This is a genomic window from Nocardia callitridis, from assembly GCF_039543305.1.
GTDB lineage: Bacteria > Actinomycetota > Actinomycetes > Mycobacteriales > Mycobacteriaceae > Nocardia > Nocardia callitridis.
Genome location: NZ_BAABJM010000002.1, coordinates 820,987 through 839,727, shown reverse-complemented (window position 1 = coordinate 839,727; position 18,741 = coordinate 820,987). Strand labels below are relative to the sequence as shown.

The 18,741-nt window shown below is 67.1% G+C and carries 19 protein-coding genes; 4 read left to right on the top strand and 15 right to left on the bottom strand.

Going from position 1 to position 18,741, the window contains the following annotated elements; genetic code table 11:
* The first annotated feature begins 75 nt into the window (after positions 1–75).
* A complete protein-coding gene (locus ABEA50_RS12675; protein ID WP_345496542.1) occupies positions 76–858 on the top strand; it encodes an ABC transporter permease in 783 nt (260 codons plus the stop codon).
* Between the two features lie 111 nt (positions 859–969).
* Here the strand turns inward: ABEA50_RS12675 and ABEA50_RS12670 are convergent, their stop codons facing one another.
* On the bottom strand, positions 970–1,308 hold the full coding sequence (locus ABEA50_RS12670) for an RNA polymerase-binding protein RbpA (protein ID WP_345495499.1): 339 nt from the start codon (positions 1,306–1,308) through the stop codon (positions 970–972).
* Between the two features lie 314 nt (positions 1,309–1,622).
* Between ABEA50_RS12670 and ABEA50_RS12665 the strand changes: the two genes are divergently transcribed.
* Complete coding sequence (locus ABEA50_RS12665; protein WP_345495498.1) at positions 1,623–1,949, top strand: hypothetical protein; 327 nt, start codon at positions 1,623–1,625, stop codon at positions 1,947–1,949.
* A 61-nt stretch (positions 1,950–2,010) separates the two neighbouring features.
* On the opposite strand, the gene ABEA50_RS12660 is transcribed toward ABEA50_RS12665, so the two are convergent.
* Positions 2,011–3,081, bottom strand: a complete 1,071-nt coding sequence (locus ABEA50_RS12660; RefSeq protein WP_345495496.1) for a hypothetical protein — start codon at positions 3,079–3,081, stop codon at positions 2,011–2,013.
* Between the two features lie 257 nt (positions 3,082–3,338).
* The gene (locus ABEA50_RS12655; RefSeq protein ID WP_345495495.1) at positions 3,339–4,325 is read right to left on the bottom strand and encodes a glycosyltransferase family 9 protein; all 987 of its coding nucleotides are present in this window, start codon (positions 4,323–4,325) and stop codon (positions 3,339–3,341) included.
* 248 nt (positions 4,326–4,573) lie between these two features.
* Between ABEA50_RS12655 and ABEA50_RS12650 the strand changes: the two genes are divergently transcribed.
* A complete protein-coding gene (locus tag ABEA50_RS12650; RefSeq protein ID WP_345495494.1) occupies positions 4,574–4,879 on the top strand; it encodes a hypothetical protein in 306 nt (101 codons plus the stop codon).
* A gap of 277 nt (positions 4,880–5,156) precedes the next feature.
* Here the strand turns inward: ABEA50_RS12650 and ABEA50_RS12645 are convergent, their stop codons facing one another.
* The 6 genes from ABEA50_RS12645 to ABEA50_RS12620 form a co-directional block, all read right to left on the bottom strand.
* Positions 5,157–6,224 carry an LLM class flavin-dependent oxidoreductase gene (locus ABEA50_RS12645; RefSeq protein ID WP_425577646.1) on the bottom strand — a complete coding sequence of 356 codons (1,068 nt, stop codon included), beginning with the start codon at positions 6,222–6,224 and terminating at the stop codon, positions 5,157–5,159.
* Positions 6,225–6,271: 47 nt separating this feature from the next.
* Entirely contained in the window at positions 6,272–7,123 is an 852-nt protein-coding gene (locus ABEA50_RS12640) for an NADPH-dependent oxidoreductase (RefSeq protein WP_425577600.1), read from the bottom strand.
* Positions 7,124–7,159: 36 nt separating this feature from the next.
* Positions 7,160–7,513, bottom strand: a complete 354-nt coding sequence (locus ABEA50_RS12635) for a cupin domain-containing protein (protein ID WP_345495491.1) — start codon at positions 7,511–7,513, stop codon at positions 7,160–7,162.
* A gap of 164 nt (positions 7,514–7,677) precedes the next feature.
* Positions 7,678–8,601 (bottom strand): HpcH/HpaI aldolase/citrate lyase family protein, encoded by a 924-nt coding sequence (locus ABEA50_RS12630; RefSeq protein WP_345495490.1) that lies wholly within the window; start codon positions 8,599–8,601, stop codon positions 7,678–7,680.
* Between the two features lie 297 nt (positions 8,602–8,898).
* On the bottom strand, positions 8,899–10,083 hold the full coding sequence (locus ABEA50_RS12625) for a CaiB/BaiF CoA transferase family protein (RefSeq protein ID WP_345496541.1): 1,185 nt from the start codon (positions 10,081–10,083) through the stop codon (positions 8,899–8,901).
* Positions 10,084–10,135: 52 nt separating this feature from the next.
* Positions 10,136–11,536, bottom strand: a complete 1,401-nt coding sequence (locus tag ABEA50_RS12620; RefSeq protein WP_345495489.1) for an LLM class flavin-dependent oxidoreductase — start codon at positions 11,534–11,536, stop codon at positions 10,136–10,138.
* Positions 11,537–11,753: 217 nt separating this feature from the next.
* On the opposite strand from ABEA50_RS12620, the gene ABEA50_RS12615 reads away from it, so the two are divergent.
* Positions 11,754–12,461: a GntR family transcriptional regulator gene (locus ABEA50_RS12615; RefSeq protein WP_345495488.1), complete on the top strand. Its 708-nt coding sequence runs from the start codon at positions 11,754–11,756 to the stop codon at positions 12,459–12,461.
* Positions 12,462–12,682: 221 nt separating this feature from the next.
* On the opposite strand, the gene ABEA50_RS12610 is transcribed toward ABEA50_RS12615, so the two are convergent.
* From ABEA50_RS12610 to ABEA50_RS12585, 6 genes are all read right to left on the bottom strand, one after another.
* The gene (locus ABEA50_RS12610) at positions 12,683–13,483 is read right to left on the bottom strand and encodes an ABC transporter permease (RefSeq protein WP_345495487.1); all 801 of its coding nucleotides are present in this window, start codon (positions 13,481–13,483) and stop codon (positions 12,683–12,685) included.
* Between the two features lie 2 nt (positions 13,484–13,485).
* Positions 13,486–14,382, bottom strand: coding sequence for a 2-aminoethylphosphonate ABC transporter permease subunit (locus tag ABEA50_RS12605; protein ID WP_345495485.1), 897 nt, complete (start codon positions 14,380–14,382; stop codon positions 13,486–13,488).
* 112 nt (positions 14,383–14,494) lie between these two features.
* Entirely contained in the window at positions 14,495–15,718 is a 1,224-nt protein-coding gene (locus tag ABEA50_RS12600; RefSeq protein WP_345495484.1) for an ABC transporter ATP-binding protein, read from the bottom strand.
* Between the two features lie 35 nt (positions 15,719–15,753).
* Positions 15,754–16,818 (bottom strand): 2-aminoethylphosphonate ABC transporter substrate-binding protein, encoded by a 1,065-nt coding sequence (locus ABEA50_RS12595; protein WP_425577599.1) that lies wholly within the window; start codon positions 16,816–16,818, stop codon positions 15,754–15,756.
* 43 nt (positions 16,819–16,861) lie between these two features.
* On the bottom strand, positions 16,862–17,551 hold the full coding sequence (locus ABEA50_RS12590; protein ID WP_425577598.1) for a phosphonatase-like hydrolase: 690 nt from the start codon (positions 17,549–17,551) through the stop codon (positions 16,862–16,864).
* A gap of 8 nt (positions 17,552–17,559) precedes the next feature.
* Positions 17,560–18,687 carry a TIGR03364 family FAD-dependent oxidoreductase gene (locus ABEA50_RS12585; RefSeq protein WP_345495483.1) on the bottom strand — a complete coding sequence of 376 codons (1,128 nt, stop codon included), beginning with the start codon at positions 18,685–18,687 and terminating at the stop codon, positions 17,560–17,562.
* Positions 18,688–18,741 lie beyond the last annotated feature (54 nt).

The following is an 18,741-nucleotide window of genomic DNA, read 5'->3' as shown; positions in this document are numbered from 1 at the left end:
GGGGACGATTCCCCGAAGCTCGACACCTGGCCCACATCGCACTCGGTGGAGCCGGACCGCGGCCCCCGGCTGCGGGTGTTCCGCGACAGCGCGATCGTCGCCTACCGGAACCTGCTCACCATCCTGCGGGTGCCGACGCTGCTGGTCACCGCGACCGTCCAGCCGCTGATGTTCGTGTTCCTGTTCGCCTATGTCTTCGGCGCTTCGCTGGGCGGCGGACAGTACCGTGAGTTCTTGTTGGCCGGAATCTTCACGCAGACAGTGGCTTTCAACGCTGCGTTCACCACGGTCGGCCTCGCCAACGACTTGCAGAAGGGCATCATCGACCGGATGCGCACGCTGCCCATGTCGCGGCTTGCGGTGTTGATGGGTCGTACCCTGTCCGATCTCGTGGTGAGCATCCTGAGTCTGGCGGTGATGGTCGCCTGCGGGTATCTCGTCGGCTGGCGCATCCACGGCGGTGTGTGGGACGCGGTGCTCGCCTTCGCGGTGATCCTGTTGTTCGCGTTCGCCATGTCGTGGATCGGCGCGCTCACCGGCCTGTACGCGCCGACCGTCGAGGTGGCGCAGAGCGCGGGATTGATCTGGATGTTCCCGTTGACGTTCATCTCCTCGGCGTTCATCTCCGCCGAGACGCTGCCCGGTCCGCTGCGCGTGATCGCCGAATGGAACCCGATCACGGCCGTGGCCGGGGCGGGTCGCAAGTTGTTCGAGAACGACTCCCCACCGTCGTTCGTCCCGTCGACGGGGTGGCCCGCGGAGCACTGCGTGGAGTACGCGGTGATCTGCTCGGTGGTCATCCTGGTGGTCGTCGTCCCGTTGGCGTTGATGCGTTACCGCAAGGTCGCCAGCCACTGACACCTCCGGAGTCCACGGACACTACGGACTCAACGAATGGGATTCGACGAAAGCCGCCCCCGTCGCTAGGACGGGGGCGGCTTTCGTTCGTGCTTGCTACGCGCTGGGCGCTCAGGCACCGCGGCGGCGGGTCTTGAGCAGGTCGAGACGCTCCTTGAGCAGCTCTTCCAGCTCGTCCTTGCTGCGCCGTTCCAGCAGCATGTCCCAGTGGGTGCGCGGCGGCTTGACCTTCTTGGCCTCCTGGGTGGTGCCCTCCATCAGCTCGCCTTCCTGGCCGTTACGGCAGAGCCAGGTGGGCGGGATTTCGGCATCGTCGGCGAACGGGACGTCGAATTCCTCGCCGCTCTCGGTCCGATAGCGTGCGATCCGCCGTGGGGCCAGGTCGTGGTCGCGATCGGTCTCGTAGCTCACCGCTCCGAGCCGACTGCCCCGGAGTACGCGATCTGCCATGGTGTGCCTCTCCCTGTGTGCTCGAGTCTTGTTGCGTGTGCCGCCCAGTTCCGCGCCGGTCGTGTTGCTGACCGGTCGGCGATGAGCACGGTGCGTCCGCTTGACCTCTGGTGTAACGCACGGGCCTGCGCCGATAGTTCCCGACGTGGCCGCAGTGAACCGTTCCATTGTAGTGGTAGCCGTCTTCGGCTCCGCTCGCGCCCGTCTCGCGGCGATTTGCCGCGCGATCGCGGGCCGCGCGCGCTGCCCTGCGGGAGTGGGGTTTCCTACCGCGACTTCGCGATCGGGCGTCTGAACTACTAGTCTTTTGCGTCATGTCGCGCCGCCTGCTGCTGTCCTGCCTGTGGTGTGGGCGGGAGATCACCGAATCCGAGGCCGGTCGTCGTCGCCGGTACTGTCGTCAGTCCTGCCGTCAACGGGCATATGAACGCCGAAATAGTTTGAAGGGCACGGGGATTCCCGATGACTCGGTGGTGCTCAGCGCGCAGGAGGCGGCCGATATCGCCGACCGCTGGTTCGCCGCGAGATGTGCCGCCGAGGACATCACCACGGCGATCGAGGAGGGCGCTACGCCGGAGGAGCTGACCATGCTGGGCAAGACCTTGCTCGAATTGGCGAAAGAGGCCGAGCGGCTGCGGTGATGGTCGCCGCCGACCCGTCCTCTTCGCTGTCGGACTGTGTAAGTTCTTGTGCTGTAAGAGATCAGCTCGTCGTCGCGGTTCGGCGTTCGTGCGCACCCTCGCCGTCCTCGCGACTGCGTAGGTAGGCAACGCGCAGTAGCCCGGCCACGGCGAGGACGAGTCCGCCGAACAAGGCGAGTGTCAGGCCGTCGGGATGCACCAGTGGCTGGGCGCGCAACGCCTGCCAGAGCACCAACCACAGGGTGGCGGCGCACCCGAGTGCCAGCACGCCGATCACCCGTGCCCGTGCGCGCTCGTCGCGCAACCACGGGTAGCGCGGTGCCAGCTTGGCCAGCACCACCACGGCGAGCAGCAGCGCCTGGATGGCGTGCAACCCGACGAAGTGGGGAATGCGCAGGTCGCCGCCGACCGTGCTCCAGTGGGTCAGTGGCATGCCGGGCAGTCCGTCCCTGGCGACCAGTTCGGAGCCGTCGGGTAGCACGGTGTGGCCGGCGATCAGTTCGACGAGTTGCCCGCTGCTGTCGTGCACCAGCTGTTTGCCGGTGAACCCCATCAGGTAGCCGATGGCCATGGCAGCGACGGCCAGCGCGAGGCCGGCGTGGATGGCGCGTGCGGTCGGCCTATCGAGCAGGCGCTGCCAGGACAGGATCAGCATGATGAGCACGCTGGCCAGGAAAAGGCCGGGTACGCCGGACATGAACACCCGCTGCGCGAACTGGTTCACCGGGTCGGTGTCGAGGTTGTTGAAGTGGCTGAAGCTGCCACGCGCGGCCTGCAAGGCGATCACACCGACGTCGAGCACGCCGGTGATCGCGAAGACGACACCGAGCCACCAGGTGGCGCGGCTTCCCTTGTGCGGCAACGACAGCAGCCACGCCAGGGTGAGGCCGTAGACGCCGAAGGCGAGGGCGAATTTGAGGGGTTTCACCCACACCGACTCGCCGAGCAACATACGGTCGTCGACCAGTAGTCCACCGAGGCAGACCACAGCCAGCCCCGCCATGAGCGCGACCATACCGAGCAGGGGGCGGTGCAGTGTGACGGTGGCGTCGAGCAGGGCCCGACCGCGGCCAGGCTGTCGCGTGGCCGGCAGCTCGTGCTGCGGGCGTGCGGTGGGTTCCGAGGTGACCATGCCTCGACGCTAGAAATCGCAGGCGCCCAAAGGCGTCCCGCCGCAGCGCGATCCGTAGCTCATACCGGGGTATGGCCGCGCGCGGGCGCCTGGCTCTGTGCGGGGAACCTCGCGAGGGTTCAGTGGACGACTTCGCCGAAAGGTGAGTTCATCGGGTAGCTCCGAGGGAGGCCACGATGATGTTGCGGGGGATCGGCCCCTGTCGGCCCGAGACGTGCGCTGATCCGCGCGTGCGAAGGTCTCGCCAGGAAGGCTTGTCAGCCGACCCGACGGTAGGGCGCGCGGCGCTCGTCGGTCCCGATGCTGTGCCCGCCGCGGTGGTTGAGCTGCTTGTCGACGGCGTTGATCACTTCGGTGACCCCGATGCGCAGCAGGCCGGGGTCGGGTGTCTGGGCGAACGGGTCACCGGTATCGCCTGCCCAAAGCACAGCGTGCCGATTGAGTAGGTGCGGCGGTGGCCCGCCCCAGCGCGGCGGGGTGGGCCCGAACAGCAGCACGGTGCGGGTGCCGAAGGCGGTGGCCAGGTGCGCGACCCCGGTATCGCCCGAGATCACCAGCGGTGCCTCGGCGATGGTGGCAGCGAGTTCGATGAGGTTCTGTTCCCCCGCGAGCACGCGGTCGGTCGGCAGGCCGGCGCTGGTCGCGATGTTCAGTGCGAGGGCGCGTTCGTTGTCGTCTCCGGTGAGCACGACCTGACGGCCGAGCACGCGGAGGTGGCGCACCACGGTGGCGAAGCGATCGGCGGGCCAGCGGCGCGCGGGTGCGCCCGCGCCGACGTGGACGACGACGCAATCGCTGCGGTTGGTGGCCGAAACCGGCGGCATGAGTCCGAGGTTGCGGCGGTCGGCGCTGATCCCGTCGGATTCGAGGAGATGACACCAGCGGTCGACGTCGTGCATCTCGGGTTGCCACTGCGGGCCCGTCACGTCGGGGAAGGCCGCGTTCCGGTAGCTGAGGATGCGCCGGGGTTCGGTCTTGACGAGACCGATGATGCTTTCGGTACTCGGTCCGTGCAGATTGACCGCGAGGTCGGGGCCGGGGCCGTCCCATCGGAGTGCGCCTGGTTCCGGGGTGGGTGCCATGGCGTCGACGGAGGCGATGAGATCGACGATCGGCTTGAGGCGATGCGGTGCGGCGAGGACTATGCGATCGTGTGGCTTGGCCCGGCGCAGTGCGCGCAGGGCAGGGATGGAGGTGAGCAGATCACCCAGCCCACGTGCTTGCAGCACGAGTACAACCGCCACCCTCTTCTCCTAGCCACCCGAGACTCCACGAACCCGACCCACCCGTACCACCCCGTTGGTGCACACGACGAGAGTCACTTCTCCCGATGACTACCCGGTGGTGGTGGCGGTAAACGTCGACGTGGCGCAAGTCCCTCGGCCGCGAGGAGTTCCCTCCCGAGTGGCGTATCTGACACAATCGCAGGCGCAATGCAACGCCGTATATCGGCTTCGGGGTTGGCCGGTATCGAAAAGGACTGGAGACACGAATGATTCGGACTGCTGGGTTTGTCGGCGCGCTCGCGGTGGCGGGTGCCGTCGCGATGTTGGCGCCGGGCACCGCGAACGCGGTGACCGGCATCGTCGGTCTGAACGGTGAGGCACACCAGGACCCGACGGGCTGCCTGCTCGCCGACAACACTCTGCTGACGACCTTCCAGATCACCGTCAGCAACGAAACCGACACCCCGTTGCCGCTGTTCGCCAGCGGTGATTGCTCCGGCGACCCGATCGGCCAGCTCGAGCCGGGCCGCCTGGGCTATGTCCCCAAGGGTGGCAGCGTCTTCACGGGCTGAGTCGTCTTCACGGGCTGAGTCGGGCCGCTCTACGCCGACGCGGCGCCGCGGGAACCTGTGTGCCGGGGGAATCCTCCGTCGTCGCACCGGCCTGCGGCGCCGCGTCGCGTATTCGGGTGACGGCAAGCGTCACGGTATCGGCCACCTGGGTGGGGGTTCACCGTTTCGGGGTCGAGGGTATGTCGGCCAAAGCCGCTTCGCGCGAGCATGCGCAACCTCGCGCCTGCGCCTGCGGGTGGCTTACTTGGTAGTGAATACCGGCTGCGCGCAAGGGCTTTCAGTCGCGCAAGAGTGGAAGCAGTTGGTCGCCTTGTCGCACGATCTCCCGGAGATACGGGGTGTCGGAGAGGACGAAGTGGGTGATGCCCAGGTCTTGGTATTTGCGCAATGATGTGGCGACGTCCTGGGCGGAGCCGACGAGCCAGGTCGTGCCAGCGCCGTCGCCACCGTATTCGCCCGGCGCCGTGTAGAGGTTGTCGTCGAGGATTTCGCCGCGTGCGGCCAGGTCGAGCAGGCGTTGTTGACCGACGGCGGTGCCCCGGTGCTGGTCCGGTGCGGCGGTGGTGTTCGCCGCCATGGCCGCGACCTTGGCTTGCGCGTCCCGCCATGCTTGTTCGGTGGTGTCACGGACGAGGGTGGTGACCCTGAGGCCGAATTCGAGCGGAGGAAGGTCGCGGTCGAGCTCGTCGCTCAGCGCGCGCAGACGCGCGATGCGTGCACCGACGTCGGCGAGCGGCTCACCCCAGAACAACTGGACGTCGGCTTCGGTCGCCGCGACCCGTTCGGCGGCCTCGGACGCGCCGCCGAAGTAGAGGGTCGGGTGAGTTCGGCCGGGGCGCGGCGTGATTCGCGGTGTGACGGTGGAATCGGTCACCCGATAGTGGTCGCCATGGTGAGTGACGTTCTCCTCGGTCCACAGTCGACGAACCAGGCGAAGGAACTCCTTGGTGCGACCGTACCGTTCGGCCTGGTCCTCTTCCGCCGCGCCGTAGGCGGCGAGGTCGTCTTTGCCCGAGACGATATTGACCCGGACCCTGCCGCCGGACAGGTGGTCGAGCGTCGCTGCCGCCGAGGCGAAGTGAGCGGGTGCCCAGTAGCCGGGACGGACCGCGACCAGTGGTTCGAAACTCGTGGTGCGCGCCGCGAGCGCCGTGGCCACGGTGAGCGTGTCGGGGCGACCCCACCCGGTGCCGACCAACGCACCCTTCCAGCCGTGGTCTTCGAGCGCCTTCGCCTGGCTGGCAAGGGTTTCCAGGCTGTTGTGGTCGGCGGTGACGGGTTCGCCTCGGTGGCCGGGCGTGACCTGATTGGGGATGTACCAGAGGAATTCGGCACTCAACGGGATCGCCTCTCCTGTCAGGTCGGTGTTTCGGACACGGGGCCTGGCATCGTCTACTTCGACGGAAACCCCTGTCGCCCCAGGTGTTCGCGCAGGAGGTGTCGGCCTTTGAGGCTGTCGCGGTCGCGAAGCCGGTTCAGCACCGCGTCGGTCCACCCCGCGGATCGACCGTGCTCGGCGTTGTATTCGGCCAGGCGGGTGTCGTAGCCCTCGATCGTCGCGTCACCGGCTTCGCTGTAGACCTCGTGATGCAGCACGGCCTGCTGCGGAAGTCGCGGCTTGACCCCGGCGGATTCGGTGAGGTCCGGCACGCCGACGGCGAGTCCGAAAGTGGCGAAGACTCGGTCGGGCAGGTGCAGTTCGGCGGCGACACCGTCGGGGTTGTTGCGGATGGCTCCGACGAAAACCGCGCCGAGACCGAGTGATTCGGCGGCGACGACCGCGTTCTGCGCGGCGAGGGATGCATCGACGAATCCGAGGACCGTCGACTCCAGATATTCGGTCGCCTCGAGCGCGGCCCGCCGACTCGCGGCCAAGCGTCCGGCGCGGCCCAGGTCGGCAAGCCAGACCAGCAACAGCGGCGCGCGGCGAATGAACTCCTGGTCACCGGCCAGTGTCGCGAGCCGGTCCTTGCGTTCGGGGTCACGCACGGCGACCACGCTCCACGCTTGCAGATTCGACGAGGTCGACGCGGACTGTGCCGCGGCGATGAGCGCGGTCAGCTCGTCGTCGCCGACCGGGGTATCGAGAAACGCGCGGACCGAGCGGTGGGCCAACTGCTGCTCGATGGTCGGCGTGCTGCGCGGCAGCGTGGTCAGCTCGGGGTCACGGTAGCGGCTGCCGACGGGGTGCTGGCTCGTAGTCGTCACCGGCCCAGTGTCCTCGGAGCACCCGGTGGCGGCCATGATTGGGATCAGCGTGGTTGGATCGCGACCCTGCGCTCAGAGGTCGCTCGCCCGCAGCCTGGTCGGCGGAGGGCCGACGAATTCGACGTCCAGGTCCGCGAGACCACCGAGTTTCGTCAGGAACGTCCCGGGGTCGACGAGGCCGTCGGTGTACACCGAATCGTCGGTGGTCTCGCCCAGCCGATCGAAGAACGGTTCGAAGACATCGGTGGTGAGCATGCCGAGCATCCGAGTGTTGTGCGCGTCCATGGCGAAACTGTGGATCGTTCCCGCCGGTGCGTGCACGTAGTCGCCCGCTGTCAGCAGTGTTTCCACTCCGTTGGCGTAGAGCAGGATTCGGCCGGACAGGCAGAAGAAGTTCTCGGTGTGTAGTCGATGAAAGTGCCGCACGATGTAGGGCTGACGAGCACCGAGCAGCGAGCGACCGTCGGACGCTCGAATGCCCAGCGAGACTTACTGGCGCACAGCTCGTGCGGCAGCGACCGCGGTGGTCCTCGATGGACACCGGCAACATCATGACGGGCGCCTGCCCGGTGTCGCCGTGATTGCGTAGCTCAGGCGTCGGACGCACTGTTCGCCTGCGCGAGCACCGCCTCGGCGAGCTTGACGTGCGCGGCGTCGACGAGTTGTCCGTCGACGCTGGTCGCCCCGAGCCCCTGTGCCTCTGCCGCCCGGTAGGCGTCCAGATTGCGTCGCGCGCGTTGAATTTCGGCGTCGGTGGGGGAGAAGACCTCGTTGGCGATCGCGATCTGTGCCGGGTGGATCGCCCACTTGCCGTCGAATCCCAGTGCGGCGGCGTGCTCCGCGGTTTCGGCGTATCCCTTCTCGTCCTTGAAGTCGGGGTAGGGGGCGTCGATGGCCACAAGTCCCCCGACGCGTGCGGCGGTGAGTACCTGCATGCGGGCGTAATGCCAGAAGTCGCCGGGATAGGCGACCCTCGGCTGGAAGTTGGTATCCACCCGCGCGCGTTGGGACACCGAGAGATCACCCGCACCGAAGATCAGCGCGTCCAGTCGAGGGCTGGCCACGGCGATGGCCTGGGCGTTGGCGACACCGGCCACGTCCTCGATGAGTACCTCGAGGCGGATCGGGGTTGTCAACCCGAGGGTCGTTTCGATCTGGGTCAGTAACACCTCGACCCACCAGACGTCACGGGCGGCGGTGACCTTCGGCACGATGATCGTATCGAGGTTTTCGCCTGCGCCCGTGACGATCTCGATGATGTCGCCGTAGGCCCACCGGGTGTCGATGCCGTTGATGCGCACTGCTCGTGCGGTCGAACCCCAGTCGTGGTCGTTGAGCGCCGTCACCGCCTTGGCGCGTGCCTGCTCGCGCAGCGCGGGGGCGACGGCGTCTTCGAGATCGAGGAACACCAGGTCGGCGTCGGAGGCGGCGGCCTTGGCGAACATGCGGTCGTTGGTTGCGGGTGTGGCTAGTTCGGACCGGCGGCGCGGGGGGAGCGCGGGCGAGGATGTCATAGCGGCCTCTCGGCAGGATGGTGTGGCCAGGTGTTGTGGCGTCGTCGCGGTGTGGTGATATCGGTGTCGGCGAAGGTGGTTTCGGTCAACGTGCGGGGTTCCGTTGCGGACGTGGCGGTTTCGGCCTGTCGGCATGGTGGACGCGGTGAGATTGTGCCGCGGTGTCGGGGAGCGTTGGTGGGGTGGCTTCGGGTGAACGCGCGGTCGGTGGTGACCGGGTGGTCGATGACAGGCTCTTGGCGCTGCGTGGTCGGGGTCGGCGGTGGGCGGACTGTTTTTCGCACAGGGAGAACCCGGTCAGATGATGCCGCGTCGGCGCAAGGCATCGATCTCGTCGTCGGACTTGCCGAGCAGCTCGCGCAACACCGAGGTGGTGTGTTCACCCAGGCGCGGACCGAGTCCGTCGACGATGCCGGTGTTGTCGGAGAAGCGCGGCACCGGCGCCTGCACCAGCATGCTGTCGAGTTGGGCGTCCTCGATGCGCACGAAGACTTCGCGATGGCGCATCTGCTCGTCCTCGATCAGCCCCGCGACATCGTAGACGGGGGCCGCGGCGATCTCGGCGTCATCGAATACCGCCATCGTGTCCGCGAGTGTGCGCTGCGAAATCCATTCCGCGACAACACGATCCACTTCCGTCGATCGCGCGAGCCGTCGCTGTGGGTCGGCGAAATCGGGATCCTCGGCGAGGTCGGCCCTGCCGATCGCACGGAACACCCGCAACGCGATGGTGGGCGCGCTGCCCGACATCGCCAGCCACTTGCCGTCTTTGGTGCGGTAGGTATTGCGTGGGGCGGAGATGTCCCACTTGTTGCCTGCCCGGTACGGGACGGTTCCGGTCTGGTCGTAGGTGACCAGCGACTGTTCGAGCAATCGCGACAGCGGATCGATGAGGTTGATGTCGATCAACTGGCCCGCGGCACCGTGCACATCGCGGTGGTACAGGGCCATCAGCACCGCGTAGGCGGCGTTCAACGAGGCCACTCCGTCGGCGAGCATGAACGAAGGCAGGGTCGGTGGTCCGTCGGATTCGCCTGTGGTGTGGGCGAATCCGCTCATCGCCTCGCCGAGGGTGCCGAAGCCGGGCCTGGTCGACTTCGGGCCGGTGAGACCGTAGCCGGTGATGTGCAGCATGACGATGCGCTCGTGGAGTCCGCGCAACGTGGCGTAGTCGAGCCCCCAGCGCGTCAGGGTGTGTGGCCGGGTGTTGGCCACAACCACATCGCAGGTCCGAGCCAGGTCGCGGACGAGGTCTCGGCCTTCGGGAGTACGCAGGTCGACGGTGACCGAGCGCTTGTTGCGGCCGATGCTCTTCCACATCAACCCGACGCCGTCCTTCTGTGCGCCCCATCCGCGAATCGGATCGCCGCCCTGCGGTTGCTCGATCTTGATGACTTCGGCGCCGAACTCACCGAGGTAGGTGGCCGCCAGCGGCGCCGCGGCGAGGGTGGCCATGTCCAGGACGCGGATACCGTCGAGCATCCGACTGCGCGCGGGCGCCGTCGCATCGGGCCTGCCCGCATCGGGCATCGCGCTAGGCACCGGCCGAGACTTCCCGCACGGGAGCGAACACGCTGTCGGGTCGCTCGAGCCCGAGGTTCTCGCGCAGGGTGGAGCCGCTGTATTCGTGCTGCACGAGTCCGCGCTGCTGGAGTTCGGGAACCACGAGGCGCACGAAATCCTCGAATGCGCCGGGGAAATGCGTGGCGGCGATCACGAATCCGTCGCAGGACCGCGATTGGAACCATTCGCCCATCTGCTCGGCGATCTGGGGTCCTGTGCCGACGAAGCGTGGGCCTTGCAGCAGGGTGGCGCGGTGGTTGGCCAGCGTCCGCAGGGTCAGCGGCTGGTCGCCGAGGTGGCGCTTGACCCCTTGCACGAGGCCACGGATTCCGGAAACCGAGTCGATGAGTTCGTCGGTGACGATGTCGTCGAGCGAGTGGCCGGCGAAGTCGTGATTGGTCACCTCCGAAAGCAAGGTCAGCGACGCCATGGGGTGCACCAATTCGTTGAGGAAGATAGCCTCCTTGTCCTTGGCCATCTGCTCGGTCTCGCCGACGATCACATAGACCATCGGCAGGATGCGCACCGTGTCGATGTCGCGACCGGCCTGCGCGACGAGTTCTTTCTGCTGGTTGTAGTGCTCGACGGCGACGGCGCGGCTGGGATCGCCGGTGAAGATGAGGTCGGCCCATTTGGCGGCGAAGCTGCGTCCTCGTCCCGACTGCCCCGCCTGGATGATCACCGGACGTCCCTGCGGGGTGCGCGGGACGGTCAATGGTCCACGCACATCGAAGAATTCGCCGTGGTGGTGCAGTTCGTGCACTTTCGTCGCGTCGGCGAACACGCCGGTCGCCTTGTCCCCGGTGATCGCGTCGTCTTCCCAGGAGTCCCACAGTTTGGTGACGACGTCGATGAATTCCTCGGCCCGGTCGTAGCGCCGGTCGTGCTCGGAATGCGCGTCGACGCTGAAATTCTGCGCCTCGGCGTCGTTGACCGAGGTCACCACGTTCCATGCCGCGCGGCCGCCGCTGAGGTGATCGAGCGTGGCGAAAGTCCGTGCGACGTGGAACGGCTCGTAGTAGGTCGTCGAGTAGGTGGCGCCGAGACCGAGGTGTTCGGTGGCCGCGGCGGCCGCGCCGAGGACGGCGGTGAGATCCAGCTTGATCGGTCGCGCGCCGTAGGTGACGGCGTCGGCTACCGAGTTGCCGTAGATCGAGGGCATCGCGAGCCGGTCGTCGAAGAACATCAGGTCGAAGCACCCGTCTTCGAGGGTGCGCGCGATGCGCTGGTAGTAGCGCAGATTCAGGTAATCCGGCGCGGAGCTCGGATAGCGCCACGAACCGGAGTACACCGAGACGTTCGAGGCTTGCATGAAGGCGACCAGCGTCATGCGGTCGGTTCGTGGTGTGGACTCGGTTCGTGGTGCGGACATCGGAGGCGCCCTCATCTCAGAAGATATATTAGTATGTAACTGATATATTTAAACGCATGGCCGGGGTTGTCAAGCGCTTCGTCGAGAAGGTGGTACAACCGGCTGCTTGTAGGGTGTTGGCCCGACCGGAGAGTGAGGGTGATGCGGTGATGTTTCGTGGGAACGTGCGTATCACGGTGTGCGACATCGTGATGCGGGATCGAGTCGGGGACAGTCGGTGACCGAGGCAGAACAGGGGCCGTGGCGGGTCGGTGAGGTCGAAGAACGAACGGGCCGCCGTCGCACCGAACGTGAGCGCCTCGCGGACGCGCTCCGTGAGCGCATCCTCGCGGGCGAACTCGGCCGCGAGCACCGCATCGATCTCGACGCCACCGCGAAGGAATTCGGCACCAGCCGCACGCCCGTGCGCGAGGCGTGTCTGGTTCTCGCGCAAGAGGGCCTGGTGCGGGTCGCGCAGCGCAGCGGCGTCACCGTCATCGGGGTCTCCGCGGCGGCGACCCTGGAGAATTTCACCCTGATGGCGGCGTTGTCCGGGGTCGCCGCACAATGGGCCGCGCAGAAGATCACCGAGCGTGAGCTGTTGCGGGTGCGCGAACTGCATCGCGAGATCCGGGTCGCCGCGCAGGTCGGTGACGATGTCGCCACATTGAACTGGATGTTCCATCGCGAGATCAACAAGGCGTGCGGTTCGCCGCGGTTACAGCGCATGTTGGCCGACGCCGGACGCATGGTGCCGCGCCGCTTCTTCGAACTCTTCCCCGAGCAGGTGCCGTGTTCGGTCGACGAGCACGAGCTGCTCATCGACGCACTCGCGAAGGGTGATTCGTCCGCCGCTCGCGGCATTACCGAGGGGCACTTCCGAACCGCCGCCGAGTTGCTCAGTACCCGCCTGGCCGAGCAGGAAGCCGGGTCGGCGCCAGCGTAACCGATCGTTGTCCGGGAACGGCGGTGCGTGCCGATGTCGGCACGCGACCATGCGTGCCGCGCGTCCTGTCGTCGAATCCGCATGGGCCACAACGACGCAGGGTGTCGTGGAGGTGTCCGACCGCCGCACATGGCGCGCGCAAGGTGGGCGCAACGTCGGTGCAATTGTCGGGCTGCACGCTCGTCGGTATGAACAGTCCAGTAACGATCATCGGTGCGGGTTTACCAGCGGATCGCGGCGCGGCCCCGCAGGCGGCCGAGGACGATCAGCGCCACCAGGGTCACCACCAGGAGCAGGCAGGTGTTCGCGGCGGCGTTGAATACTTCGCCGCGGTCGGTGCGGCCGAAGATGGTGACGGGGAGGGTTTTCCAGCTCGCCGGGTAGACCATGATGGTCGCGCCGAGTTCGCCCATGGACAGGGCGACGGCCAAGCCCGCGGCGGCGCCGAGTGCGGGTAGCAGGAGTGGGAGGGTGATTCGGAACAGCACCCGGATCGGGCCTGCGCCGAGGGATTCGGCGGCCTGGCGGTAGGCGGGGTCGATGCGGTCGAGTGCGGAACAGACGGCGCTGAAGGCGTAGGCGAGGACCAACACCGAATGTGCCAGGATGACAATCCATTTGGTGCCGCCCAAGAGGAGTGGGCGCTCGTTGAAGGTGATCAGAACGCCGAGCCCGATGGCGACCGAGGGGACCGCCACCGGCAGATGGAAGACAGCGTCGACGATCTTGCGCCACCAGGCGGGGGATTCGCGCGCGGCCAGTGCGGCCCAGGTGCCGAGCACCAGCGCGAATCCTCCTGCGAGTAAAGCGGTTTGCAGGCTCACCGAAAGGCTGGCCACTTCCCGTCCTGACAAGGTGTGCTCGAAGTTCGTGAAGCCGAGATCCGAGGGCAACGGTCCGGTCCAGCTTCCGGCCAGCGATGCCGCGAGCACGGTCGCGATCGGAGCGACGAACACGACGAGGACGACCAGGGTGAACACGGTGAGAATCACGGTTCGCCCGCGCCCGGTCCAGATCAGCATGCTCAGCTCTCCTTGCCGGCGCGGCCGGTGAATCGGCGAAAGACCAATCGGTAGAACAGATATGCGGTCAGCGACAACCCGACCTGAACCGTGGCGAGCACGGCCGCACCGGGTAGGTCGAAGGTGACGATGCCCTGGATGTAGATCAACGCGGGCAAGGTGGTGACGCCCTTCGCGCCGGTGAACAACACGATGCCGAATTCGTTGAGCGTCAACAACAACACCAAGCTGCCACCGGACGCCAGCGCGGGCCATGCCTCGGGCAGGACGACCTGTCGCAGCGCCCGCCACGGTGACGCGCCGAGACTGGCGGCCACATCCAGTTGGTCACGCGGCAGTTGCGCGAAGCCGGCGAGCAGCGGGCGCACGACGAACGGGGTGAAGAAGGTGATCTCGGCCGAAATCACCCCGAGCGGAGTGGTCAGGAAAGTCAGCAGCGGCGTTGTCCGGCCGGTGATCTCGGTGATCAGCGCATTCACCGCACCCGCGCTGCCGTAGAGAAACGTGAAGGCCAGGGTGATCAGGAACGACGGCATGGTGAGGATGGTGTCGATCAGCCGACCGACCAGCGCCGATCCGGGAAAAGGGACGAACGCGAGCACGACCGCCAGGAAGGTGCCGAGAATCAGACACCCCACGGTCGAGAAAACGGCGATGGACACCGTGCGCAGCAAAGCATCATGAAACACACTGGAGGACAACGTTTCCGACCACGCGGCGGTGCCACGTCCGCTCTCGGTGACGGTCGACTCGCCGAGCACACGCGCGAGCGGGTAGACGGCGATGACCAGCACAACGAGCAGGGGTGGCAGCGTCCAGAGCACCGGCCGTCGGCCGTGGCGTGGCGCACGGACGTGGTCGGGGTCGGCCTCGTCGGGCTTGTTCAAGAGTGCGGTCATCGCCGGACCTCGTGGTCGACCTCGAAGTCTGGTCGCGACCGGCATTGGGTGCCACGAACACGCACCGACCTGTCAGGATTCGGGCCCGGGGAGCTCGGATGCCGGCAACGTCTCATGCTCGCCCGCCTAGTTTCGCGGAACCAGAAGCCACAGCGTCTGTTTCGGCGCTGATCGGTGGTGGCACGAGTACGCCAGCGGGGTCGGGGAACAGAACACCGACAACGTCTCCCACCGTCCTCGTGACCTGGCCAGGCAGGTCGGCGGTGACCTCAACGCCGAGTTCGTCCACGGCCAACCGCACCCTGGTCGACGCCCCTCGCCAGACAAGCGAGGTGACAGTGGCCCGCAGGGCATTTCGTTCGGCGGCCGCGCCGATCCGCACCGTATGCGGGCGAATACACAGCAGACCGGGAGAATTCGCCTCCCGCGCACGGTGGTCGCGATCAGGAGCTTCCACCCGCAGGGTGGCCGCGCCGACAGTCACCAGCGCCGCACCGCCGGACACGCGATTCACGGTGCACGACAACAGGTTCGCGCCGCCCAGGAACCCGGCCGTGAATGCGCTCGGCGGATGTTGCCACAGGTTCTGGGCGGTATCGACATCCACCAGCCGCGCGTCGCGCATGACCGCGATCCGATCCGCCAGGGCGAGTGCCTCGGTTTGATCATGGGTGACATACAGCACGGCCATATCCGGCAGCGTGTTCCGCAATTCGCGCAGCTGCACCAGCATGGATTGGCGCAACTGCGCGTCGAGCGCGGCCATGGGTTCATCGAGCAGCAGAACCTCGGGCCGGATGGCCAGCGCACGGGCGATCGCGACCCGTTGCTGCTGGCCACCCGACAGTTCACGCGGCAGCCGCCCCGCGTAGGCCGCCATGTCGACCATCGCCAGCGCCTCGGCCGTTCTTGCCGCGATTTCGGTGCGTGGCGCGCGGTGCGCCTTCAGCCCGAAGGCGACATTATCGCGCACCTTCATATGCGGAAACAGTGCGTAAGACTGCACGACAACGCCGATTCCGCGTTTGGCGGGGGAGAGGTCGGTGACATCGCGTCCGGCCAACCACACCCTCCCAGAGCGGGGTCGAACGAATCCGGCCAACGCCTTGAGCGCGGTCGACTTGCCCGAACCGCTCGGACCAAGTAGCGCGACCGTCTCGCCAACGGCGACGCGCAAGGTGAATTCGGCCAACGCCACCGTGGCATGCCGTCCGCGGCCGTAGGTGACGCCGACTCGGTCGAAGACGATCGCAGGCGCGGGGGCCGTGCCCCGCGACAGGGCGGCGGCGGGGGTGTCGACGAGGGATGGTCTCGGTTGTGGGTCGCCGTCGGACATGGGTGCGGCTCCTGGGAGAGGTGGAGTCGGCAGGATCAGCTGCCGGTGGCCTTCTGGTAAGCGGCTACGTCGCTGTCCAATTCGGTGCGGACGGTGTTCCAGTCGATGTCGACGACCTCGACTCCGCGCAGGACCTCGCTGGCTGTCGGGCCCGCGACCGTCGCGGGTGCGTCGCGCAGTTCTTGTCGCGCCGGCATCGCGAAAACGTCCGGGAGACTGCGCTGTGTTTCGGCGGACAGGAGAAAGTCCATGAGCTGCTTCGCCTCGCTCGAGCGCGGTGCGTCCTTGGCAAGACCCATCACATACGGAACGGCGACCGTGGAGCGCTTGCCGTCGGCTGCGGCCGGAAAGAACAGTGCGAACCGGGTGTTCTCGTCCTTGCGGTTGTTCAGATTCATTTGGACGTCGCCGTTGGCGATCAGCAGCTCACCCTTGTCCACCTTGGCCTGCAACTTGCCGGTGGACGAGGACGGCCCGACATTATTGGCCTGCAACTTGGTCAGGTAGTCCAGTGCGCCCTGCTTGCCGAGCAACTGCTGCAGTAGGACGAGAACCGCGGTGCCGTCACCGGCCTGGCCCGGCGTCGAGTACTGCAATTTCCCCTTGAACTCCGGCTTCAGCAGATCGTCCCAGGTGAGGTGGCTGGTGTCGACCGAGGGGTTGGCGATGAAGGACAGGTAGTTCTCGGCGAGTGTGACGTACTTGCCACCCGCGTCCTTGTCGGCCGCCGGCACCGCACCGGTATCGATGCCGCTGTCCTGGAGCAACCCCAGGCTGTCGGCCTGCTGGATGAAGGGCGGCAGCGTGATGAGCACATCCGCCTGCGGGTTGGCGCGCTCCTTGTCGATTCGATTGACGACCTCACCCGACCCGGCTTCGACGAGATCGACCGCGATGCCGGTCTCGGCTTCGAACGCGTCGAACTGTTGGCTGTACCAGCTGCTGAGGCCGTCGGCGGAGTAGACGGTAATGCTGTTTCCACCCGCGCCGCCGGTCCCGCCGCACGCCGCGGTGAACGCGACGGTGGTGAGCGAGGCGACGAGCAGAGCGGTGCTGGCGAGTGCGCGGGATCTGCGGCCCGGCCCGTTCGAAATACGCACGATGACTGCAACTTTCGTTACTGCGGAGGGGAGGGGAGGGGTGTCAGTGTCGGTCGGTGAGGATCAGGTGGGTGAACTCGGTGACGGAAGCGACCACGTGGGTGGCTCCGGCCGCGCGCAGTCGCTGTTCGTCGTGCGCGCCGGTGCGTGTTCCCGCGACGATGCGGGCGCCCGCCGCGAGACCGCTGGCGATATCGCTGCTCGTATCGCCCAGTACCGCAACCTGATCGACGGCGTCGATGCCGAGGCGCAACAGTGCGGTGAGCACCATGTCGGGGTAAGGGCGTCCGCGCCCGGCGTCCTGGGGTGCCAGGACGAGGTCGGCGATGTCGGTCCAGCCGAGTGCTTCGAGTAGTCGGTCTCGGGTGGTCGCGCTGAACCCCGTGCTGAGCGCGACCTTGACCCCCGCCGTACGCAGCGTCGAAATGGCCTCAGCCGCACCGGGTATCGGTGCGATATCGACCTCGTCGAGCAACGCGGCGTAGGCCGACTCGAAGGCCAGATTGGCTGCCTGCGCCCGTCGCTCGTCGCCGAGTAACGCGCGGAACACGACGATTTTCGATTGCCCCATCGTGTCGATGACGTACCGGCGCGCGCTGTCGCGTTCTGGCCCTTCGGTGGCCAATCCGGCGCTGGTCGCCGCGGCGTCGAAGGCACGAAGCACCAACCCGCCGTCGGCGACGGTGGTGCCTGCCATATCTAGCACGGCGAGGGTGATGTTGTTGTCCGCCACGGGTTTCCTCACAGATTCAGTAGGTCGGCGGTTTCCTCGCCGAGGATGGGGCCCAGCGTCATCCCGCGACCGCCGGGGCCGGTGACCACCCACACGTGATCGTCGGCCTGGACACGGGTGCTGATCGCGGTCGGATCGACGCTCTGGCTGTATACTCCCGCCCACCGTCGGATCACCTGTGGCAGTCGATGTCCCAACAATTCTTCGGTGACGCCGACGAGGTGTTCATAGGGCGACTCGTCGACATCGAAAGCGAACGGCTCCTCGTATTCGTGCGTGTCGCCGAGGGTGAGTCCGCCGCCGAGTCGCTGTACGCACAGCAGTTGCATCCGGTGCCTGGCCGCGGTGGCGCTCTGGGACTGGTCGGCGTCGAGTCGGTCCAGCTCGGGTCCCGCGTAGCCGGGGTAGTAGCGGAAGGTGTCGCCGTCGGCGATGGCGGTGCTGAGTGTTTCGCCCAGCGGGGCGGTCTGCATCATCTGCAATCGAACGCGGCGCACCGGGAGTGCCCCGGCCAACTCCCTGGTCAAGCCGCCGTGGGCGGCGCCGGGGCAGACCACCACCAGATCGGCGTCGAAGTGGCGTCCGTGCTCGTCGAGCACCGTGGCGCCCGAACCGGTGTCGGTGACCGTCCTTGCCTCGGTGCTCGCGTGGAAGGTGTAGCGGCCCGACGCGGTCATATATCCGCGCAAGGCGGGCAACGCCTGTCGGGATTCGACCACGGCGTCGGTCGAACAATGCAGTCCGGCAAGGAATGTGCCGCGCAGTGCCGGATTGATCGTGCGCACCTCGTCCGGTGCCAACAACTCGAATCCGCGCGTGCTGGCGCTCGGGCCGGAAACCGTGGCCTCGGCGACGGCGAGTTCGGCCGGAGTACGCACCAGTGTCATCGATCCGGCGGGCCGGAAACCGATACCGGGAACCCTGCCGCCGATCTCCTCCCACAATTGCCGGGAGCGCAGGGTGAGCGCCAATTCCCCAGGCGCACGGCCGGATACCCAGACGAGCCCGAAGTTGCGCACGGTGGCGCCGCGTGCTTCGGGCTCACGCTCCAGCTGCACGACCTCGTGGCCGCGGCCGATCGCGGCGAAGGCGTGTGCCGTGCCGAGGATTCCGCCGCCGATGATGACCAATCGCATGGGACCCATGCTCCACAATGGTCTAGACCAACGGGTGATTGCTATGCGAACGCT